This window comes from Streptomyces sp. NPDC026589, from assembly GCF_040638385.1.
In the GTDB taxonomy this organism is placed as follows: domain Bacteria; phylum Actinomycetota; class Actinomycetes; order Streptomycetales; family Streptomycetaceae; genus Streptomyces.
Map to the genome: position 1 here is coordinate 311,600 of NZ_JBEZYG010000003.1, position 17,866 is coordinate 329,465.

The 17,866-nt window shown below is 69.0% G+C and carries 14 protein-coding genes; 13 read left to right on the forward strand and 1 reads right to left on the reverse strand.

The features are described 5' to 3' along the window. The first annotated feature begins 80 nt into the window (after positions 1 to 80). The 4 genes from tig to clpX all read left to right on the forward strand — a co-directional run bounded on the left by tig (position 81) and on the right by clpX (position 4,628). A complete protein-coding gene (gene tig / locus AB0F29_RS07350; RefSeq protein ID WP_361868377.1) occupies positions 81 to 1,493 on the forward strand; it encodes a trigger factor in 1,413 nt (470 codons plus the stop codon). Between the two features lie 311 nt (positions 1,494 to 1,804). Beyond that, a complete protein-coding gene (locus AB0F29_RS07355; protein ID WP_361868721.1) occupies positions 1,805 to 2,410 on the forward strand; it encodes an ATP-dependent Clp protease proteolytic subunit in 606 nt (201 codons plus the stop codon). A gap of 82 nt (positions 2,411 to 2,492) precedes the next feature. After that, on the forward strand, positions 2,493 to 3,176 hold the full coding sequence (locus AB0F29_RS07360; protein WP_361868380.1) for an ATP-dependent Clp protease proteolytic subunit: 684 nt from the start codon (positions 2,493 to 2,495) through the stop codon (positions 3,174 to 3,176). A 156-nt stretch (positions 3,177 to 3,332) separates the two neighbouring features. Continuing rightward, positions 3,333 to 4,628: an ATP-dependent Clp protease ATP-binding subunit ClpX gene (clpX, locus tag AB0F29_RS07365; protein WP_018959193.1), complete on the forward strand. Its 1,296-nt coding sequence runs from the start codon at positions 3,333 to 3,335 to the stop codon at positions 4,626 to 4,628. An 88-nt stretch (positions 4,629 to 4,716) separates the two neighbouring features. Here the strand turns inward: clpX and AB0F29_RS07370 are convergent, their stop codons facing one another. Next, positions 4,717 to 5,727 carry a hypothetical protein gene (locus AB0F29_RS07370; protein WP_361868382.1) on the reverse strand — a complete coding sequence of 337 codons (1,011 nt, stop codon included), beginning with the start codon at positions 5,725 to 5,727 and terminating at the stop codon, positions 4,717 to 4,719. 138 nt (positions 5,728 to 5,865) lie between these two features. On the opposite strand from AB0F29_RS07370, the gene AB0F29_RS07375 reads away from it, so the two are divergent. The 9 genes from AB0F29_RS07375 to rodA all read left to right on the forward strand — a co-directional run bounded on the left by AB0F29_RS07375 (position 5,866) and on the right by rodA (position 17,865). Beyond that, positions 5,866 to 8,487, forward strand: coding sequence for a valine--tRNA ligase (locus AB0F29_RS07375; protein ID WP_361868385.1), 2,622 nt, complete (start codon positions 5,866 to 5,868; stop codon positions 8,485 to 8,487). 124 nt (positions 8,488 to 8,611) lie between these two features. Further along, positions 8,612 to 10,144, forward strand: a complete 1,533-nt coding sequence (locus tag AB0F29_RS07380; RefSeq protein WP_361868388.1) for a folylpolyglutamate synthase/dihydrofolate synthase family protein — start codon at positions 8,612 to 8,614, stop codon at positions 10,142 to 10,144. A 7-nt stretch (positions 10,145 to 10,151) separates the two neighbouring features. After that, on the forward strand, positions 10,152 to 10,505 hold the full coding sequence (locus AB0F29_RS07385; protein ID WP_361868391.1) for a DUF4233 domain-containing protein: 354 nt from the start codon (positions 10,152 to 10,154) through the stop codon (positions 10,503 to 10,505). A gap of 236 nt (positions 10,506 to 10,741) precedes the next feature. Further along, entirely contained in the window at positions 10,742 to 11,155 is a 414-nt protein-coding gene (ndk, locus tag AB0F29_RS07390) for a nucleoside-diphosphate kinase (RefSeq protein WP_018959188.1), read from the forward strand. Positions 11,156 to 11,443: 288 nt separating this feature from the next. Further along, positions 11,444 to 12,463 carry a rod shape-determining protein gene (locus AB0F29_RS07395; RefSeq protein ID WP_018959187.1) on the forward strand — a complete coding sequence of 340 codons (1,020 nt, stop codon included), beginning with the start codon at positions 11,444 to 11,446 and terminating at the stop codon, positions 12,461 to 12,463. A gap of 198 nt (positions 12,464 to 12,661) precedes the next feature. Further along, complete coding sequence (gene mreC, locus AB0F29_RS07400) at positions 12,662 to 13,711, forward strand: rod shape-determining protein MreC (protein WP_361868395.1); 1,050 nt, start codon at positions 12,662 to 12,664, stop codon at positions 13,709 to 13,711. A gap of 11 nt (positions 13,712 to 13,722) precedes the next feature. Beyond that, a complete protein-coding gene (gene mreD / locus AB0F29_RS07405) occupies positions 13,723 to 14,388 on the forward strand; it encodes a rod shape-determining protein MreD (RefSeq protein WP_361868397.1) in 666 nt (221 codons plus the stop codon). A 61-nt stretch (positions 14,389 to 14,449) separates the two neighbouring features. Then, on the forward strand, positions 14,450 to 16,672 hold the full coding sequence (mrdA, locus tag AB0F29_RS07410) for a penicillin-binding protein 2 (protein WP_361868399.1): 2,223 nt from the start codon (positions 14,450 to 14,452) through the stop codon (positions 16,670 to 16,672). Continuing rightward, positions 16,672 to 17,865: a rod shape-determining protein RodA gene (gene rodA / locus AB0F29_RS07415; RefSeq protein ID WP_361868402.1), complete on the forward strand. Its 1,194-nt coding sequence runs from the start codon at positions 16,672 to 16,674 to the stop codon at positions 17,863 to 17,865. Before mrdA ends, rodA begins: the two co-directional genes overlap by 1 nt. Position 17,866: the final 1 nt, after the last annotated feature.

Consider the following 17,866-nt stretch of genomic DNA (forward strand, 5'->3'; position numbering starts at 1 on the left):
TGTACCGGGCTCGGTCCGCGAAGCCGCCAATCGGCGGCCCAGCAGAACCCCAAGAAGTCAGCCACCAAGGAGACCGAACCGTGAAGAGCGCCGTGGAGACCCTGAACCCGACCCGGGTTCGGCTCAGCATTGAGGTGCCCTTCGAGGAGCTCAAGGACAGCCTCGACGCGGCGTACAAGAAGATCAACCAGCAGGTCACGGTGAAGGGCTTCCGCAAGGGCAAGATCCCCGCCCGGGTCATCGACCAGCGGTTCGGCCGCGGTGCGGTGCTGGAGGAGGCCGTCAACGACGCCCTCCCGAAGTTCTACACCGAGGCGGTCAACGAGGGTGAGCTGAACGTCCTCGGCCAGCCCGAGGTCGACATCACCGAGCTGAAGGACGGCGAGCTGCTGGCCTTCACCGCCGAGGTTGACGTACGCCCCGAGATCGAGATCCCGGACTACTCCGGCATCGAGGTCACCGTCGACGCCCTTGAGGTCACCGACGAAGAGGTCGAGAAGGCCGTGGAGCAGCTCCGTGAGCGCTTCGCCGCCACCAACCCGGTCGAGCGCGCCGCCGCCGACGGCGACGTCGTCACGATCGACCTGGAGGCCAAGGTCGACGGCGAGATCCTGGAGGACGGCGTGGCCGACGGTGTCTCGTACACCATCGGTTCCGGCGAGCTCCTCGAAGGCATCGACGAGGCCGTGACCGGCCTGGAGGCCGGTGGCGAGGCCACCTTCACCTCCGAGCTGAAGGGCGGCTCCGCCGAGGGCAAGGCCGCGGAGGTCACCGTCAAGGTCACCGCCGTCGCCGCCCGTGAGCTTCCCGAGCTGGACGACGACTTCGCCCAGATGGCCAGCGAGTTCGACACGCTGGAGGAGCTGAAGGCCGACAGCCGCAAGCGCCTGGAGACCACCAAGCAGTACGACCAGGCCACGCAGGCCCAGGAGCGCGTCCTGGAGGAGCTGCTGAAGCTCGCCGAGGTCCCGATCCCGGAGAAGCTGCTCGCGGACGAGGTCCAGACCCGCAAGCACAACCTGGAGCACCACCAGCTCGGTCAGATGGGTCTCGACCTCGAGAAGTACCTCGAAATCCAGGGCAAGACGCTGGAGGAGTTCGAGAACGAGACCTCCGAGCAGGCCGTCAAGGGCATCAAGACCCAGTTCATCCTGGACGAGCTCGTCAACAAGGAGAAGCTGAACGTCAACCAGGAGGAGCTCACCGAGCACCTCATGCGGCGCGCTGCCTCCTCCGGCATGAGCCCCGACCAGTTCGCCCAGGCCGTCGTCGAGGGTGGCCAGGTGCCGATGCTCGTCGGCGAGGTCGCCCGCGGCAAGGCGCTCGCCGTCGTCGTCGAGGCCGCCAAGGTCGTCGACACCAACGGTGAGGTCGTCGACCTGGAGGACGAGGAAGAGGCCGCCGAGGCCGCCGCCGAGACCACGGAGGCGCCCGCCGAGGCCGCCACCGAGGACAAGGCGGAGGACAAGGCCGAGGAGAAGAACGAGGCCTGAGCCTCGTCCCGATCCCCAGGGCGGCCTTCGCGCCGCCCGGCACGACGGGCCCCGGACGCTCCACGCGTCCGGGGCCCGTCGCCGTATCGCGGTGTGGAGCGCCGTATCGCTGTGCGAGCCCCGGAACCCTTGTGCCCGCTGCGGACCTTGCGCTCCCAGCGAACAGTTGCGGAAGCGGGATGGCGTTGTCCCACCTGCGCGTTAGGGTCCATGAAGAGGAAGGGTGGGGCAGTGACTTCACCCGCCCGGTACGAAGACGCTGAGACGGCCGGAGCCGTCAGAGACGAGCAGGTGGATACGTGACGAATCTGATGCCCTACGCCGCCGGAGAGCCGTCCCTCGGTGGAGGCCTCGGTGACCAGGTCTACAGCCGACTGCTCGGCGAGCGCATCATCTTCCTCGGTCAGCAGGTCGACGATGACATCGCCAACAAGATCACCGCACAGCTCCTCCTCCTTGCCGCGGAACCCGACAAGGACATCTACCTCTACATCAACAGCCCCGGTGGTTCGGTGACGGCCGGCATGGCGGTCTACGACACCATGCAGTACATCCCGAACGACGTCATCACCATCGGCATGGGCATGGCCGCCTCCATGGGCCAGTTCCTGCTCACCGGCGGCACCGCGGGCAAGCGCTTCGCGCTCCCGAACACCGACATCCTCATGCACCAGGGTTCGGCCGGCATCGGCGGAACGGCCTCGGACATCAAGATCCAGGCCCAGTACCTGCTCCGCACCAAGACGCGGATGGCGGAGATCACCGCCCGCCACTCCGGCCAGACCGTCGAGACGATCATCCGCGACGGCGACCGCGACCGCTGGTACACGGCGGAGGAGGCCAAGGACTACGGCCTCATCGACGAGATCATCACGGTCGCGTCGGGCATCCCGGGCGGCGGCGGCACCGGTGCCTGATCCGGTTCCCACCGGGCCGGCCGCACCACCTCCCGCACGCCTCTCGCACGCCGAGACCTCCAGCCCACAGAACGCCACCAGGATGGTGAACACCCACATGAACAACTTCTCCGGCGCCTCCGCGAGCGGCCTCTACACCGGCCCGCAGGTGGACAACCGCTACGTCGTCCCGCGCTTCGTGGAGCGCACCTCGCAGGGCGTGCGCGAGTACGACCCGTACGCGAAGCTCTTCGAGGAGCGCGTGATCTTCCTGGGCGTCCAGATCGACGACGCCTCGGCCAACGACGTCATGGCGCAGCTGCTGTGCCTGGAGTCGATGGACCCCGACCGGGACATCTCGATCTACATCAACAGCCCCGGCGGCTCGTTCACCGCGCTCACCGCGATCTACGACACGATGCAGTTCGTGAAGCCGGACATCCAGACGGTCTGCATGGGCCAGGCGGCCTCCGCCGCCGCCGTCCTGCTCGCCGCGGGCACCCCGGGCAAGCGCATGGCGCTCCCGCACGCCCGGGTGCTCATCCACCAGCCGTCCTCGCAGACGGGCCGCGAGCAGCTCTCCGACCTGGAGATCGCGGCCAACGAGATCCTCCGGATGCGCAGCCAGCTGGAGCAGATGCTGGCCCGGCACTCGACGACCCCGCTGGAGAAGATCAGCGAGGACATCGAGCGCGACAAGATCCTCACGGCCGAGGACGCCCTGGCGTACGGTCTGGTGGACCAGATCGTTAGCACCCGCAAGACCACCGCGGGCGCATCGCTCTGACGTCGGTCTTTCCCCTTGGCACATTCCGTTTGCACGGCCACGGCCGTGTGAACCGTGCCAAGGGGGGCCCGTACGGGGGCCCAGGCAAGGTACCGTCGGACAGAGGCACCAGGAGTCGCTGAACCAGGCGTCTCCCAGGCGAAGGGGATTCACCTCGTGGCACGCATCGGTGATGGCGGAGACCTGCTCAAGTGCTCGTTCTGCGGAAAGAGCCAGAAGCAGGTGAAGAAGCTCATCGCGGGACCCGGTGTGTACATCTGCGACGAGTGCATCGATCTCTGCAACGAGATCATCGAGGAGGAGCTCGCGGAGACGAGCGAGGTGCGCTGGGAGGAGCTTCCCAAGCCTCGCGAGATCTACGAGTTCCTGGAGGGGTACGTCGTCGGGCAGGAGCCCGCGAAGAAGGCCCTCTCGGTCGCGGTGTACAACCACTACAAGCGGGTCCAGGCCGGGGAGAACGGCGGCGGCAATCGCGAGGACGCGATCGAGCTGGCCAAGTCGAACATCCTCCTGCTGGGCCCCACGGGTTCCGGTAAGACGCTGCTCGCGCAGACGCTGGCCCGCATGCTCAACGTCCCGTTCGCCATCGCGGACGCGACGGCGCTGACGGAGGCCGGCTATGTCGGCGAGGACGTCGAGAACATCCTGCTCAAGCTGATCCAGGCGGCCGACTACGACGTCAAGAAGGCCGAGACCGGGATCATCTACATCGACGAGATCGACAAGGTCGCCCGCAAGAGCGAGAACCCGTCGATCACCCGCGATGTCTCCGGCGAGGGCGTCCAGCAGGCCCTGCTGAAGATCCTGGAGGGCACCACCGCCTCCGTACCGCCGCAGGGCGGACGGAAGCACCCGCACCAGGAGTTCATCCAGATCGACACGACGAACGTGCTGTTCATCGTGGGCGGCGCGTTCTCCGGCCTGGAGAAGATCATCGAGTCCCGGGCCGGCGCCAAGGGCATCGGCTTCGGCGCCACGATCCGCTCCAAGCTGGAGATCCAGGCGAGCGACCAGTTCCAGGAGGTCATGCCGGAGGACCTGGTGAAGTTCGGGATGATCCCCGAGTTCATCGGCCGTCTCCCCGTCCTGACCTCGGTCCACAACCTGGACCGCGAGGCCCTGCTCCAGATCCTCATCGAGCCGCGCAACGCCCTGGTCAAGCAGTACGAGCGACTCTTCGAACTCGACGGTGTGGAGCTGGAGTTCGAGCGCGAGGCGCTGGAGGCCATCGCCGACCAGGCGATCCTGCGCCAGACCGGCGCACGCGGTCTGCGCGCGATCATGGAGGAAGTCCTCCAGTCCGTGATGTACGAGGTCCCGTCCCGCAAGGACGTCGCCCGCGTCGTCATCACTCCCGACGTCGTCCGCAACAACGTCAACCCGACGCTGGTCCCGCGCGAGCCGCGCACGATCGGCAAGAACGACGGCGGCCGGCACGAGAAGTCGGCCTAGCCGCAGAAGACTTGACCACGCCGAAGGGGCGCCCACCGGATGAACCGGCGGGCGCCCCTTCGGCGTTGAGCGATCAGATCAGGTCGGATCAGACCTTGGTGCGGGAGGTGTCGTAGAGCTTGGCGGCGAGGTCGGCCATCTCCTCCTGCGGAACCGACTTCTCCGTCAGCGCCGAGGCGACGTCGAGACCGGCGACGATGCCCACCGTGCTGTAGTCGGCCCAGATGCAGACCGGCATGGCGAACTCCTTCGGCCCCTTCGTGGAGGCGGAGCTGCCCTGGCTGGTGTCCACCTTGAGTTCCTGGCACTTCATCAGCGCACCGTCGAAGCCGTCCGGCTTGAACTCCTTGGGGCTGCCCACCCAGGAGCCCTTGGTGCCGCTGCCGGTGTCCTTCGTCATGTTCTTCTCGGCCTTGGCGAACGCGCCGTCGAGCGTCTTCGCCGGGTCCGAGATCTCGCCCCAGACGCCCTCGAAGATGAGCACCTTCTGCGCCAGCGGATTGTCCTTGCTGCCGCTCTGGTACTGGGCCCCCGCCTTATTGGCGTCCTTGACGCCCATGGCCTCGGCCTCGGCCTTGTCCTCACCGGTAACCGGGCCGGATGCCGCGGGCTTGGAGGGATTCTTCGTGTAATCCTCCACGGACGCCGGGGGCGTCAGCTTGTACCCCTTCGTGGAGTCCGCCACGTCACCGCTGCCGCCGCCCGAGGTCAGGAAGTACACCCCGCCCGCGATGACCGCCAGGGCCACCACGGCCACGCCCACGATCAGGCCGGTCTTCTTCTTCGGCTGCTGCGGCTGCTGCCCGTCGTACCCCGGCTGCCCGCCGTACGGAGGCGCCGGCGGCTGCTGGCCGTAGGGGCCGGGCTGCTGGGCCTGCGGGTAGCCGTAGCCCTGCTGCGGCTGCTGCGGCTGCCCGTACGGGTTCGGCTGCTGCGGGGGGACGCCCTGCGGGGCCTGCTGCGGGTAGCCGTAGCCGGGCTGACCCTGCGGGGGGCCCTGGGGCGGCGGGGCTCCGTACGGGCCCGGCTGCTGTCCGTACGGTCCGGGCTGCCCCTGCGGCGGCTGCCCACCGTACGGGCCCGGCTGGTTGTAGCTCATTGCGGTGTCCCCTCGTGAATTCCTTATGCGTTGCGAACATCCTGACGGAAGCCGTCCTGACATGGGGGATCGGGTCGGACACCGTTACTGAACCAATCCGTTTCAGTGCAGAGCTGTGACGGCCCTAAACTGTCTCCCGTGACCGAGAACACTCAGCAGCCAAGCGCCAGCAACCCCGAACTGCCGACCCAGTACGCGCCGGCCGATGTAGAGGGGAAGTTGTACGAGCGCTGGGTGGAGCGCGGGTACTTCGAAGCCGACGAGCACAGCGACAAGCCGCCGTACAGCATCGTCATCCCGCCGCCGAACGTCACCGGGTCCCTCCATCTGGGCCACGCCTTCGAGCACACCCTGATCGACGCCCTCGTCCGCCGGAAGCGGATGCAGGGCTACGAGGCGCTGTACCAGCCGGGAATGGACCACGCCGGCATCGCCACCCAGAACGTCGTCGAGCGCGAGCTCGGCAAGGAGGGCAAGTCCCGCCACGACCTGGGCCGCGAGGCCTTCGTCGAGCGCGTCTGGCAGTGGAAGAACGAGTCCGGCGGTCAGATCTCCGGCCAGATGCGCCGCCTCGGCGAGGGCGTCGCCTGGTCCCGTGAGCGCTTCACCATGGACGAGGGCCTGTCCAAGGCCGTCCAGACCGTCTTCAAGCAGATGTACGACGACGGGCTCATCTACCGCGCCGAGCGCATCATCAACTGGTGCCCCCGCTGTCTCACCGCGATCTCCGACATCGAGGTCGAGTACCAGGAGGACGACGGCGAGCTCGTCTCCATGACGTACGGGGACGGGGACGAGACCATCGTCGTCGCCACCACCCGCGCCGAGACGATGCTCGGTGACACCGCCGTCGCCGTCCACCCCGACGACGAGCGCTACCAGCACCTGGTCGGCAAGCAGATCAGCCTGCCGCTGACGGACCGCACCATCCCCGTCGTCGCCGACCACCACGTCGACCCGGAGTTCGGCACCGGCGCGGTCAAGGTGACGCCCGCCCACGACCCGAACGACTTCGAGATCGGCAAGCGCCACGACCTGCCGTTCCTCACGGTCCTGGACGAGCGCGCCGTCATCACCGTCCCCGGCCCCTTCCAGGGCCTGGACCGTCTTGAGGCCCGCTCCGCCATCGTCGCCGCCCTGCGCGCCGAGGGCCGGATCGTCGCCGAGAAGCGGCCCTACGTCCACTCCGTCGGGCACTGCTCGCGCTGCAAGACCACCATCGAGCCGCGCCTCTCCCTCCAGTGGTGGGTCAAGGTCGCCCCGCTCGCCAAGGCCGCCGGTGACGCGGTCCGCGACGGCAGCGTCAAGATCCACCCGCAGGAGATGGAGAAGCGGTACTTCGACTGGGTCGACAACCTCCACGACTGGACGATCTCGCGCCAGCTCTGGTGGGGTCACCGCATCCCCGTCTGGTACGGCCCGAACGGCGAAGTCGTCTGCGTCGGACCCGACGAGACGGCGCCCACCGGCGAGGGCTGGACCCAGGACAGCGATGTCCTGGACACCTGGTTCTCCTCCGGTCTGTGGCCGTTCTCCACCCTCGGCTGGCCCGAACGGACCGACAGCCTCGCGAAGTTCTATCCGAACTCCGTCCTGGTCACCGGCTACGACATCCTCTTCTTCTGGGTCGCCCGGATGATGATGTTCGGCCTGTACGTCAACGACGGCGTCCCGCCGTTCTCCACCATCGTCCTGCACGGCATGGTCCGCGACGAGCACGGCAAGAAGATGTCGAAGTCCTTCGGCAACGTCGTCAACCCGCTGGACTGGATGGACAAGTACGGCTCCGACGCCCTGCGCTTCACTCTCGCCCGCGGCGCCAACCCCGGCACCGACGTGCCCATCGGCGAGGAGTGGGTCCAGGGCTCGGCGAAGTTCTCCAACAAGATCTGGAACGCCACCCGCTTCGCCCTGATGAACGGCGCCACGATCGAGGGCGACCTGCCCCCGGTCGAGGAGATGTCCGTCACCGACCGCTGGATCCTGTCCCGTCTGAACAAGACGGTCGCCGACGTCGACGCGCTCTACGACGACTTCCAGTTCGCCAAGATCAGCGAGTCGCTGCGCCACTTCGCGTGGGACGAGGTCTTCGACTGGTACGTCGAGCTGTCCAAGACCACGTTCTTCGCGGGCGGCCGCCCGGCCGAGGTCTCGGGCCGGGTCCTCGGCGAGGTCCTGGACGTGATGCTGCGGCTGCTGCACCCGATCGTCCCGTTCGTCACGGAGGCGCTGTGGACCGCGCTCACCGGGCGCGAGTCGATCGTCATCGCCGAGTGGCCGGGCGACTCCGGCTTCCGCGACGACGCGGCCGAGAAGGAGATCGAGCTGGTCCAGCAGGTCGTCACCGAGGTCCGCCGCTTCCGCAACGACCAGGGCCTCCAGCCCGGCCAGAAGGTCCCGGCCGAGCTGACCCTGACCGGCACGGAGCTGGCCCCGCACGAGGCTGCCATCCGCCAGCTGCTGCGGCTCCAGCCCGCCGGGGACGGCTTCCAGGCCACCGCCTCCCTCCCGGTCGCCGGGGCCACCGTCGCCCTTGACCTGTCCGGCACCATCGACGTGCCGGCCGAGCGCAAGCGCCTCACGAAGGACCTGGAGGCCGCGCGGAAGGAGAAGGCCCAGGCCACCGGGAAGCTCGGCAACGAGGCCTTCCTGGCCAAGGCCCCGGACAACGTGGTCGACAAGATCCGCGGCCGGCTCTCCAAGGCCGAGGCCGACATCGAGCGGATCGGCGCCCAGCTGGCGGCCCTCCCGCAGAGCTGATGTCCTGAAGCCGAAGCCCCCGCACCCCCGACCGACCGGGGGAGCGGGGGCTTCGCCGTACCGTCGGGCGACAGTCAGCCGGGCGCTGCGCGCGATGTCGGCGCCCATCCGTAGACTGGGCCCCGTGAGTAAGCCCCGCCCTTCAGACCGGCACGACGCGCCCGATCCCGACGACACCTTCGAGGAGATCGTCGACGAGGCGACCCAGCGCGACCCCGACCTGGCGGTGATCGAGGCCGGGAGCCGCACGCTGCGCGCCCACTCGGGTCAGCCCCAGGGCGAAGCGGTTCCGGCCCGCCCGGCCGACCCCGAGACCGACAAGGCGCTGCGCGCGGTGGAGCAGGAGCTCGCCGGACGCTGGGGCGAGACCAAGCTGGAGCCGTCCGTCACGCGCATCGCCGCGCTGATGGACGTCCTCGGCGAGCCGCAGCGCGCCTACCCCTCCATCCACATCACCGGCACCAACGGCAAGACCAGCACGGCCCGCATGATCGAGGCCCTGCTCAACGCCTTCGAGCTGCGCACCGGCCGCTACACCTCCCCGCACGTCCAGTCGATCACCGAGCGGATCAGCCTCGACGGCTCCCCGATCACACCCGAGCGGTTCATCGAGACGTACGAGGACGTCAAGCCGTACGTCGAGATGGTCGACGCCCAGCAGCCCTACCGGCTCTCCTTCTTCGAGGTGCTCACCGGCATGGCGTACGCGGCCTTCGCCGACGCGCCCGTCGACGTGGCGGTCGTCGAGGTCGGCATGGGCGGCACCTGGGACGCGACGAACGTCATCGACTCCACGGTCGCCGTCGTCACCCCCATCTCGCTGGACCACACCGACCGGCTCGGCACCACGCCGGCCGAGATCGCCGGCGAGAAGTCCGGGGTCATCAAGCAGGGCGCCACGGTCATCCTGGCGCAGCAGCCGGTGGACGCCGCGCAGGTGATGCTCAAGAAGGCCGTCGAGGTCGACGCCACCGTGGCCCGCGAGGGCATGGAGTTCGGTGTCGTCTCCCGCGAGATCGCGGTCGGCGGACAGCTGCTGACGCTGCGCGGGCTGGGCGGCGCGGCCACCGAGTACACCGACATCTTCCTTCCCCTCTACGGGGCCCACCAGGCGCACAACGCCGCGGTGGCGCTCGCCGCCGTCGAGGCGTTCTTCGGCATCGGCGCCGAGCAGGCCCGCTCCCTCGACATCGACGCGATCCGCAAGGCGTTCGCCTCGGTGCTCTCGCCCGGCCGCCTGGAGGTCGTGCGCTCCAGCCCGACCGTCGTGCTGGACGCCGCGCACAACCCGGCGGGGGCCAAGGCGGCGGCGGACGGCATCTCCGAGGCGTTCAGCTTCTCCCGGCTGATCGGCGTGGTCGGCACGAGCGGCGACAAGGACGCCCGCGGGCTCCTGGAGGCCTTCGAGCCGATCTTCGCGGAGATCGTCGTCACGCAGAACTCCACCGCCCGCGCGATGGACGCGGACGAACTGGCCGCGATCGCCGTCGAGGTCTTCGGCGACGACCGGGTCCAGGTCGAGCCGCGTCTCGACGACGCGCTGGAGGCGGCGATCACGCTGGCCGAGGAAGAGGACGAGTACGCGGGCGCCGGGGTGCTGGTGACCGGATCCGTGATCACGGTCGGCGAAGCCCGGCTGCTGCTGGGAAGGGGCTGAGAGAAAGATGCGGACGCTCTGCGCCTCGACGCTGATCGGTGAGTTCTTCGTGATCGGTTTCGCCGGTCTCGTCGCGATGAAGCTGGACGACGCCTCCATGGCCGTGGTCTGGACGGTGTGCGGCGTCGGCATGCTCCTCTCCGTGCTGCTGTGCGGAATGATCACCCGGCCCGGCGGGGTCCAGCTGGGCTGGGCGCTCCAGGTCGCCCTGGTCCTGAGCGGGTTCGTGGTCCCCACGATGTTCATCCTGGGCCTGGCCTTCGGCGGTCTGTGGTGGGCCTCGATCCACTACGGGCGCAAGATCGACGTGGCCAAGGCCGACTGGGCCGCCCGGCAGGAAGCCGAAGAGGCCACGGCTTGAGGCCCTGAGGCCCTGAGGCCCTGAGGCCTAGAGATCTTGAGCCCCGGGCCGGTCCTCCCCGTGTCCGGGTCTCCGGATCGTGCCGGGCCCGTCGGCACGCGCGGCCGGCCCCTTCGGGCCCCGGAAATCCGGGGCCCGAAGGTGACCCTGGGTGAACCCGGGCGCAGACCCGCCCCCGAACCCCTGTAATCTCGCCCTCACCGCACTCGTATGCCTGGCCTTGCAAGGAGCCGTACATGACTCAGCGCACTCTCGTCCTGCTCAAGCCCGACGCGGTCCGCCGTGGCCTGATCGGCGAGATCGTCGGCCGCATCGAGCGCAAGGCGGACTGGCGGATCACCGCGCTGGAGCTGCGCACCCTGGACCACGAGACGCTGGAGCAGCACTACGGCGAGCACAAGGGCCGCCCGTTCTACGAGCCGCTCATGGAGTTCATGCGGTCCGGCCCCGTCGTCGCCCTGGTGGCCGAAGGTGAGCGGGTCATCGAGGGTGTCCGCACCCTGGCCGGCCCCACCGACCCGATCGCCGCCGCGCCCGGGTCCATCCGTGGAGACTTCGGCACGATCACCCGTGAGAACCTCATCCACGCCTCGGACTCCGAGGAGTCCGCGGAGCGGGAACTGAAGCTTTTCTTTCCGGGACTTTCCTGACCCGATCGGCCAAACAGCGCTGTACGCCTGGGGCGACCGAAGTAATTCGGTCGCCCCTCGGCATAGGGTTTGGGATCGCGGGAACGCATCCCTTCGACGTAACGTCACCATGGGTAGAACGGGCACCCGTTCCGCTCACACTGGCGAAGGACCCTCGCGCTGTGTCCGTGCATACGGCACTACGATGGAAGCTTCCACGCCCGCAGCGCCAACCTCGCCTACCAGAACCAGCCATCTTCGCTACCTGGGAAGGCCCGACGCATCCTCATGGGGAACAAGGGGAACTCAATGTCGTTCATCGGCCGTGACATGGCTATCGACCTCGGGACTGCCAACACGCTGGTGTACGTCAGGGGGCGCGGCATCGTTCTGAACGAGCCGTCCGTCGTGGCCATCAACACCAACACCGGCGGAATTCTGGCGGTCGGCTCCGAGGCCAAGAAGATGATCGGGCGCACACCGGGCAACATCGTTGCCGTGCGGCCCCTGAAGGACGGCGTGATCGCCGACTTCGAGATCACCGAGCGGATGCTCCGCTACTTCATCCTCAAGATCCACAAGCGTCGCTACCTGGCCCGCCCCCGCGTCGTCGTCTGTGTGCCCTCCGGTATCACCGGGGTCGAGCGCCGCGCCGTCATCGAGGCGTCCACGCAGGCCGGCGCGCGCCAGGTGCACATCATCGAGGAGCCCATGGCCGCGGCCATCGGTTCCGGTCTGCCGGTCCACGAGGCCACCGGGAACATGGTCGTCGACATCGGCGGCGGCACCACCGAGGTCGCCGTGATCTCGCTCGGCGGCATCGTCACCGCCCAGTCGATCCGCACCGCCGGTGACGAGCTGGACAACGCGATCATCCAGCACATCAAGAAGGAGTACTCACTCCTCCTCGGTGAGAGGTCCGCGGAACAGATCAAGATCACCATCGGTTCGGCGTTCGACCTGGAGAAGGACGAGCACACCGAGATCCGCGGCCGCGACCTGGTGTCCGGGCTGCCCAAGACGGTCGTCATCTCGGCCGCCGAGGTCCGCAAGGCCATCGAGGAACCGGTCAACGCGATCGTCGACGCCGTGAAGACGACGCTCGACAAGTGCCCGCCCGAGCTGTCCGGCGACATCATGGACCGCGGCATCGTCCTCACCGGCGGCGGCGCGCTGCTGCGCGGACTGGACGAGCGGCTGCGCCACGAGACGGGCATGCCGATCCACATCGCCGAGGACCCGCTGGACTCGGTGGCGCTCGGCTCCGGCAAGTGCGTCGAGGAGTTCGAGGCGCTCCAGCAGGTGCTGGACGCCCAGCCCCGCCGCTAGCGCGTCTTCGGGAGGCGGCCCTCTCGGGGGACACCACCCGATCCGGCGAGCGGACGCTGACGCTCCGCCCGCCGGATCGTTGATATAGATCGTTGCTGTACCTGTTCCGACGCGGAGCCACATCGACGCGGCGGACGCGGGCACAGCGACGTACACACAGGCACGAACATTCCGACGAGGAAGGCACGGCCGCCGCACGTGAGGGACACACGAGAGAGCCGGCTGCTCCTGGTGCTGCTGATCGCCATCGCATTCGCCCTGATCACGGTGGATATCCGAGGCGGCGAGGAGTCACCGGTCGACGGCGCGAGGCAGGCAGCGGCCACGGTCTTCGGGCCGGTCGAGAACGGCGTGGCGGCAGCGGTCGACCCGGTGGGCAACGCCATAGGCGCGGTACGGGACTCCGGCAACCGGCACGACCGCATCTCCACCCTGGAGCAGGAGAACGCCGCGCTGAAGGCCAGGCTCGGCAGCGACGACCGCACCAACAGCCGGGTCCGCCAGCTCGACGCCATGCTGAAGAACGCGGGCGCCGGACAGTACGGCATCAAGGGCGCCGAGGTCATCGCCATAGGAGCGGCCCAGGGCTTCTCCTGGACGGTCACCATCGACGCCGGCGCCGACGACGGCATCCGCCGCGACATGACCGTCCTCAACGGGGAGGGGCTGGTCGGCCGGGTCACCACCGTCGGCCCCGACACCGCGACGGTCCTGCTCGCCAACGACCCCGACTTCACCGTCGGCACCCGGATGGAGAAGACCGACGAGCTCGGCTTCGCCACCGGCCAGGGCTCGCGCCCGCTGTCGGTGCAGTTCCTCAACGGCAAGGCCAAGGTGAAGGCCGGCGACCGGCTGGTCACCTTCGGCTCCAGCAAGGACAAGCCCTTCGTGCCCGGCGTCCCGGTCGGCGAGGTCGTCCGCGTCGACCCCTCCGGCGGCGCGCTGACCCGGACCGTCTACGTGAAGCCGTACGTCGGGTTCACCAAGCTCGACATCGTCGGCGTCGTCGTCCAGGCACCCCGCGAGGACCCGCGCGACATGGTCCTGCCCAAACAGCCCGCCAAGAAGAAGCCGAAGCCGACCCCCACGGTCACCGTCACCGTCCAGCCCAACGGAGACCTGGTGGACGGCTCGGGCAAGGTCGTCGGCAACATCAACGAGCAGCCCGGCGGCGACGCCGCCGGTGACGCGGCAGGCGACCAGCAGGGCAACGCCCAACCCGACAACGCGGCCAACGACCAGGAGTAGAGCTGATCCCCATGCGCATCAACCGGACTCTGCTCTCGATCGTCCTGGTCGTCGTCGCCCTCGTCGTCCAGGTCTCCGTCCTCGCCCGCCTCCAGCTCCCAGGGGCCGTCCCCGACCTGCTGCTCCTCACCGTCCTCGGCCTCGCCTTCGTGTACGGGCCGGTCAGCGGCTCCCTCATCGGTTTCGGCGCCGGTCTCCTCGCGGACCTGGCCCCGCCCGCCGACCACGCCGCCGGACGCTACGCCCTGGTGCTCTGCGTCATCGGCTACCTCGCGGGCCTGGCCCGGCCGGAGAACGGTCAACTGAAGTCGGCGTTCGCCCCGATGGCCGTGGTCGTCGCCGCCGCGATCGGCTCGACCCTGCTGTACGCGGGCGTCGGAGCGCTCGTCGGCGACACCGCCGCCCGCCATGTGGGCCTGGGCAGCCTGCTGTTCACGGCCGCGATCTACGACCTGCTGCTGGCGCCCTTCGTGGTGCCGCTGATCATGGCGCTGGCCAGACGCACCGAGAGCGACCCGCTCGCCGAGGCCTCGTCCGGCGGCAACGACGTCGCCGCCGGCTGGCTCGCCTCGGGCACCGGTCTGCGGATCGGCAACCAGCGTGGCGGGCTGCGCGTCAAGGCCGCCCGCAACCGCGCCGCCCGCGCGGGCAGGATCAAGGGGGTCAAGCGCCTGTGAGGCCGTGTTTCCCGGGGGACGCCCCCCGTACCCCCAGCAGGACCACCATCGGGGGCACCGCGTGAGCAACATTCCCGAGACCGGGCGGACCCAGCGGGTCCAGATCCGGCTCATCGTCATCCAGGTCCTCGTCTTCTCGCTGCTGCTCACCCTCGGCGGGCGCCTGTGGTACCTCCAGATCCGCAACGGCGACGAGTACACCGCCGAAGCCGCGGGCAACGGTGTGCAGCAGGTCGTCCAGCCCGCCGTGCGCGGCTCGATCCTCGACGCCCGCGGGGTGCCGCTCGCCGACAACGAGACCCGCCTCGTCGTCTCCGCGAGCCGCACCGAGCTGCTGAAGATGAAGGACGACGGCGTCGGGGTCCTCACCCGCCTCGCCGACGTCCTGGACATGAAGGCGAGCGACGTCCGGGACAAGGTCCGCCTCTGCGACTCCAAGACCCCCCAGCCCTGCTGGAACGGATCGCCGTACCAGCCGATCCCGGTCACCGACGAGGCCACCACCCAGCAGGCCCTCCAGATCCGCGAGCGTGCCGAGGACTTCCCCGGCATCACCGCCGAACCCACCGCCGTACGCCGCTACGCCGCACCCGGCAAGGCGAAGACCGCACAGGTCCTCGGCTACCTCTCGCCGGTCACCGACGAGGAGATCCAGAAGGCGCAGGACGGCCCGTCGCCCTACCTCCGCTCCGACCAGGTCGGCCGCTCCGGCCTGGAGCGCACGTACGACAAGGAGCTGCGCGGCAAGGCGGGCGTCACCCGCTACGAGGTCGACAACCTCGGCCGCGTCATGGGCGAGGCGGAGAACGATCCGGCGGTCTCCGGCTCCACCCTCGTCACCAGCCTCGACGCCCGTGTCCAGGCGGTGGCCGAGTACGAGCTGGCCCAGGCGATGAAGACCGCCCGCCAGGAGACCGACAAGATCACCGGCCGCAAGTACGAGGCCGACTCCGGCGCCGTCGTCGTCATGGAATCGAAGACCGGCCGCGTCGTCTCGATGGCCTCCCAGCCCGACTACGACCCCAACGACTGGGTCGGCGGCATCTCCGGCAAGCAGTACGCCAAGCTCACGAGCAAGAAGTCCAACTACCCGCTGCTCAACCGGGGCATCCAGGGCCAGGCCCCCGCCGGCTCGATCTTCAAGGTGGTCTCCGCCAGCGCCGCCGTGCGCGCCGGCCACGACTTCGACGACCTCTACCAGTGCAGCAGCTCCTACAGCCTGGGCAACCAGACCTTCGCCAACTTCGAGTCCCAGGGCCACGGCCCCATCACCCTCGGCGACGCGCTCAAGTACTCCTGCAACACCGTCTTCTACCGCCTCGGCCACGAGGAGTGGGCGCGTGACGGCGGCATAAAGCCGAAGAAGGACGCCAAGGACTGGTTCTACCGCACCGCCCGTGACTTCGGCCTCGGCTCCGAGACCGGCATCGACCTGCCCAACGAGGTCAAGGGCCGCATCCCGGACCGCCAGTGGAAGCAGGACTTCTGGGCGGCCAACAAGGACGCCTGGTGCAAGGAGGGCAAGAAGGGCGGCACCTACGTCCAGCAGATCGCGTACGAGAGCTGCCTCGAAGGCAACCAGCTCAAGGCCTACGACAGCATCAACTACTCGATCGGCCAGGGTGACGTGCTCGTCACGCCCATCCAGATGGCCACCGCCTACGCCGCCATCAGCAACGGCGGCACCCTCCACGAGCCCACCGTCGGCAAGGCCGTGATCAGCCCCGACGGCAAGACCGTCCAGGAGATCAAGCCCAAGGCCGGCGGCAAACTGCCGGTCAACGCCCAGACCATCAAGGACCTCGACAAGGGGCTGCGCTCGGTGGTCGAGCCCGGCGGCACCGCCGCCTGGCGGTTCGGCGGCTGGCCGCAGGACAAGATCCCGATGCGCGCCAAGACCGGTACCGCCCAGGTGTACGGCAAGCAGACCACCGGATGGTTCGCGACCTACACCGACGACTACACGATCGTCATGACGATCTCCCAGGGCGGCACCGGCTCCGGCTCCGCCGGGCCCGCCGTCCGCAATATCTACAACGCGCTCTACGGCCTCGACGCCGAGGGCAACCAGGACAAGAAGAAGGCCCTGCTGCCGAAGCCCCAGAAGGCGCTGCCGAAGATCCAGCCCGACGGCTCGATCTACGCCCCCAAGGTCAAGCCCTACGACCCCACTCCGGCCGAGCCCGGGGTGCAGCCGGGCGGACAGGAACCCCAGTTGCCCCTGCCGCCCGGAGGCCAGCCCGGACTCACCGGATCGCCGGCGTCGAACGGGAGGCAGCCCTGATGGCAGGTGGATTCTCCGTCTCCCGCTACGGCCCCGACCAGGGCTCCTGGGCCAAGCTGACCGCCCGCGACTCCCTCGTACGGCGGCTGGACTGGCCGCTGCTCGGGGCCGCGCTCGCGCTCTCGTTCCTCGGCGCTCTGCTCGTGTGGTCCGCGACCCGCAACCGCGACCACCTCACCCAGGGCGACCCGTACTTCTTCCTCCTGAGGCACGCCCTCAACACCGGCATCGGCCTCGCCCTGATGATCGGCACGATCTGGCTCGGCCACCGCACGCTGCGCGGGGCCGTCCCGGTCCTCTACGGCATCTCGGTGCTGCTGGTCCTGGCGGTCCTCACCCCGCTCGGCACCACGGTCAACGGCGCCCACGCGTGGATCAAGCTCCCCGCCGGCTTCTCGATCCAGCCCTCCGAGTTCACGAAGATCACCATCATCCTCGTGATGGCGATGCTGCTGGCGGCCCGTGTCGACGCGGGCGACCAGGCCCACCCCGACCACCGGACCGTCGCCAAGGCGCTGGGCCTCGCCGCCATCCCCATGGCCATCGTCATGCTGATGCCGGACCTCGGTTCGGTGATGGTCATGGCCGTCATCGTCCTCGGCATCCTGCTGGCCTCCGGCGCCTCCAACCGCTGGGTCTTCGGCCTCCTCGGCGCGGGCGTGGGCGGGGCCGTCGCCATCTGGCAGCTCGGCCTGCTCGACGACTACCAGATCGCCCGGTTCGCCGCCTTCGCCAACCCCGCGCTCGACCCGGCGGGCGTCGGCTACAACACCAACCAGGCCCGCATCGCGATCGGCTCCGGCGGACTCACCGGCACCGGCCTCTTCGAAGGCACCCAGACCACCGGCCAGTTCGTGCCCGAGCAGCAGACCGACTTCGTCTTCACCGTCGCCGGCGAGGAGCTGGGCTTCCTCGGCGCGGGGCTGATCATCGTGCTCCTGGGCGTCGTCCTGTGGCGCGCCTGCCGAATCGCCCGCGAGACCACCGAGCTGTACGGCACGGTCGTCGCCGCCGGGATCATCGCCTGGTTCGCCTTCCAGTCCTTCGAGAACATCGGCATGACGCTCGGCATCATGCCCGTCGCCGGGCTGCCGCTGCCCTTCGTCTCCTACGGCGGATCCTCGATGTTCGCCGTCTGGGTGGCGATCGGACTGTTGCAGTCCATCCGGGTGCAACGGCCCATGTCCGCCTGAA

Bases quoted from the DNA above. Each gene is read 5' to 3' on its own strand.
- AB0F29_RS07355 (WP_361868721.1), top strand. From the start codon at position 1,805: ATGCCCTACGCCGCCGGAGAGCCGTCCCTCGGTGGAGGCCTCGGTGAC.
- AB0F29_RS07360 (WP_361868380.1), top strand. From the start codon at position 2,493: ATGGTGAACACCCACATGAACAACTTCTCCGGCGCCTCCGCGAGCGGC.
- AB0F29_RS07370 (WP_361868382.1), bottom strand. From the start codon at position 5,727: ATGAGCTACAACCAGCCGGGCCCGTACGGTGGGCAGCCGCCGCAGGGG.
- AB0F29_RS07385 (WP_361868391.1), top strand. From the start codon at position 10,152: ATGCGGACGCTCTGCGCCTCGACGCTGATCGGTGAGTTCTTCGTGATC.
- ndk (WP_018959188.1), top strand. From the start codon at position 10,742: ATGACTCAGCGCACTCTCGTCCTGCTCAAGCCCGACGCGGTCCGCCGT.
- AB0F29_RS07395 (WP_018959187.1), top strand. From the start codon at position 11,444: ATGTCGTTCATCGGCCGTGACATGGCTATCGACCTCGGGACTGCCAAC.
- mreD (WP_361868397.1), top strand. From the start codon at position 13,723: ATGCGCATCAACCGGACTCTGCTCTCGATCGTCCTGGTCGTCGTCGCC.
- rodA (WP_361868402.1), top strand. From the start codon at position 16,672: ATGGCAGGTGGATTCTCCGTCTCCCGCTACGGCCCCGACCAGGGCTCC.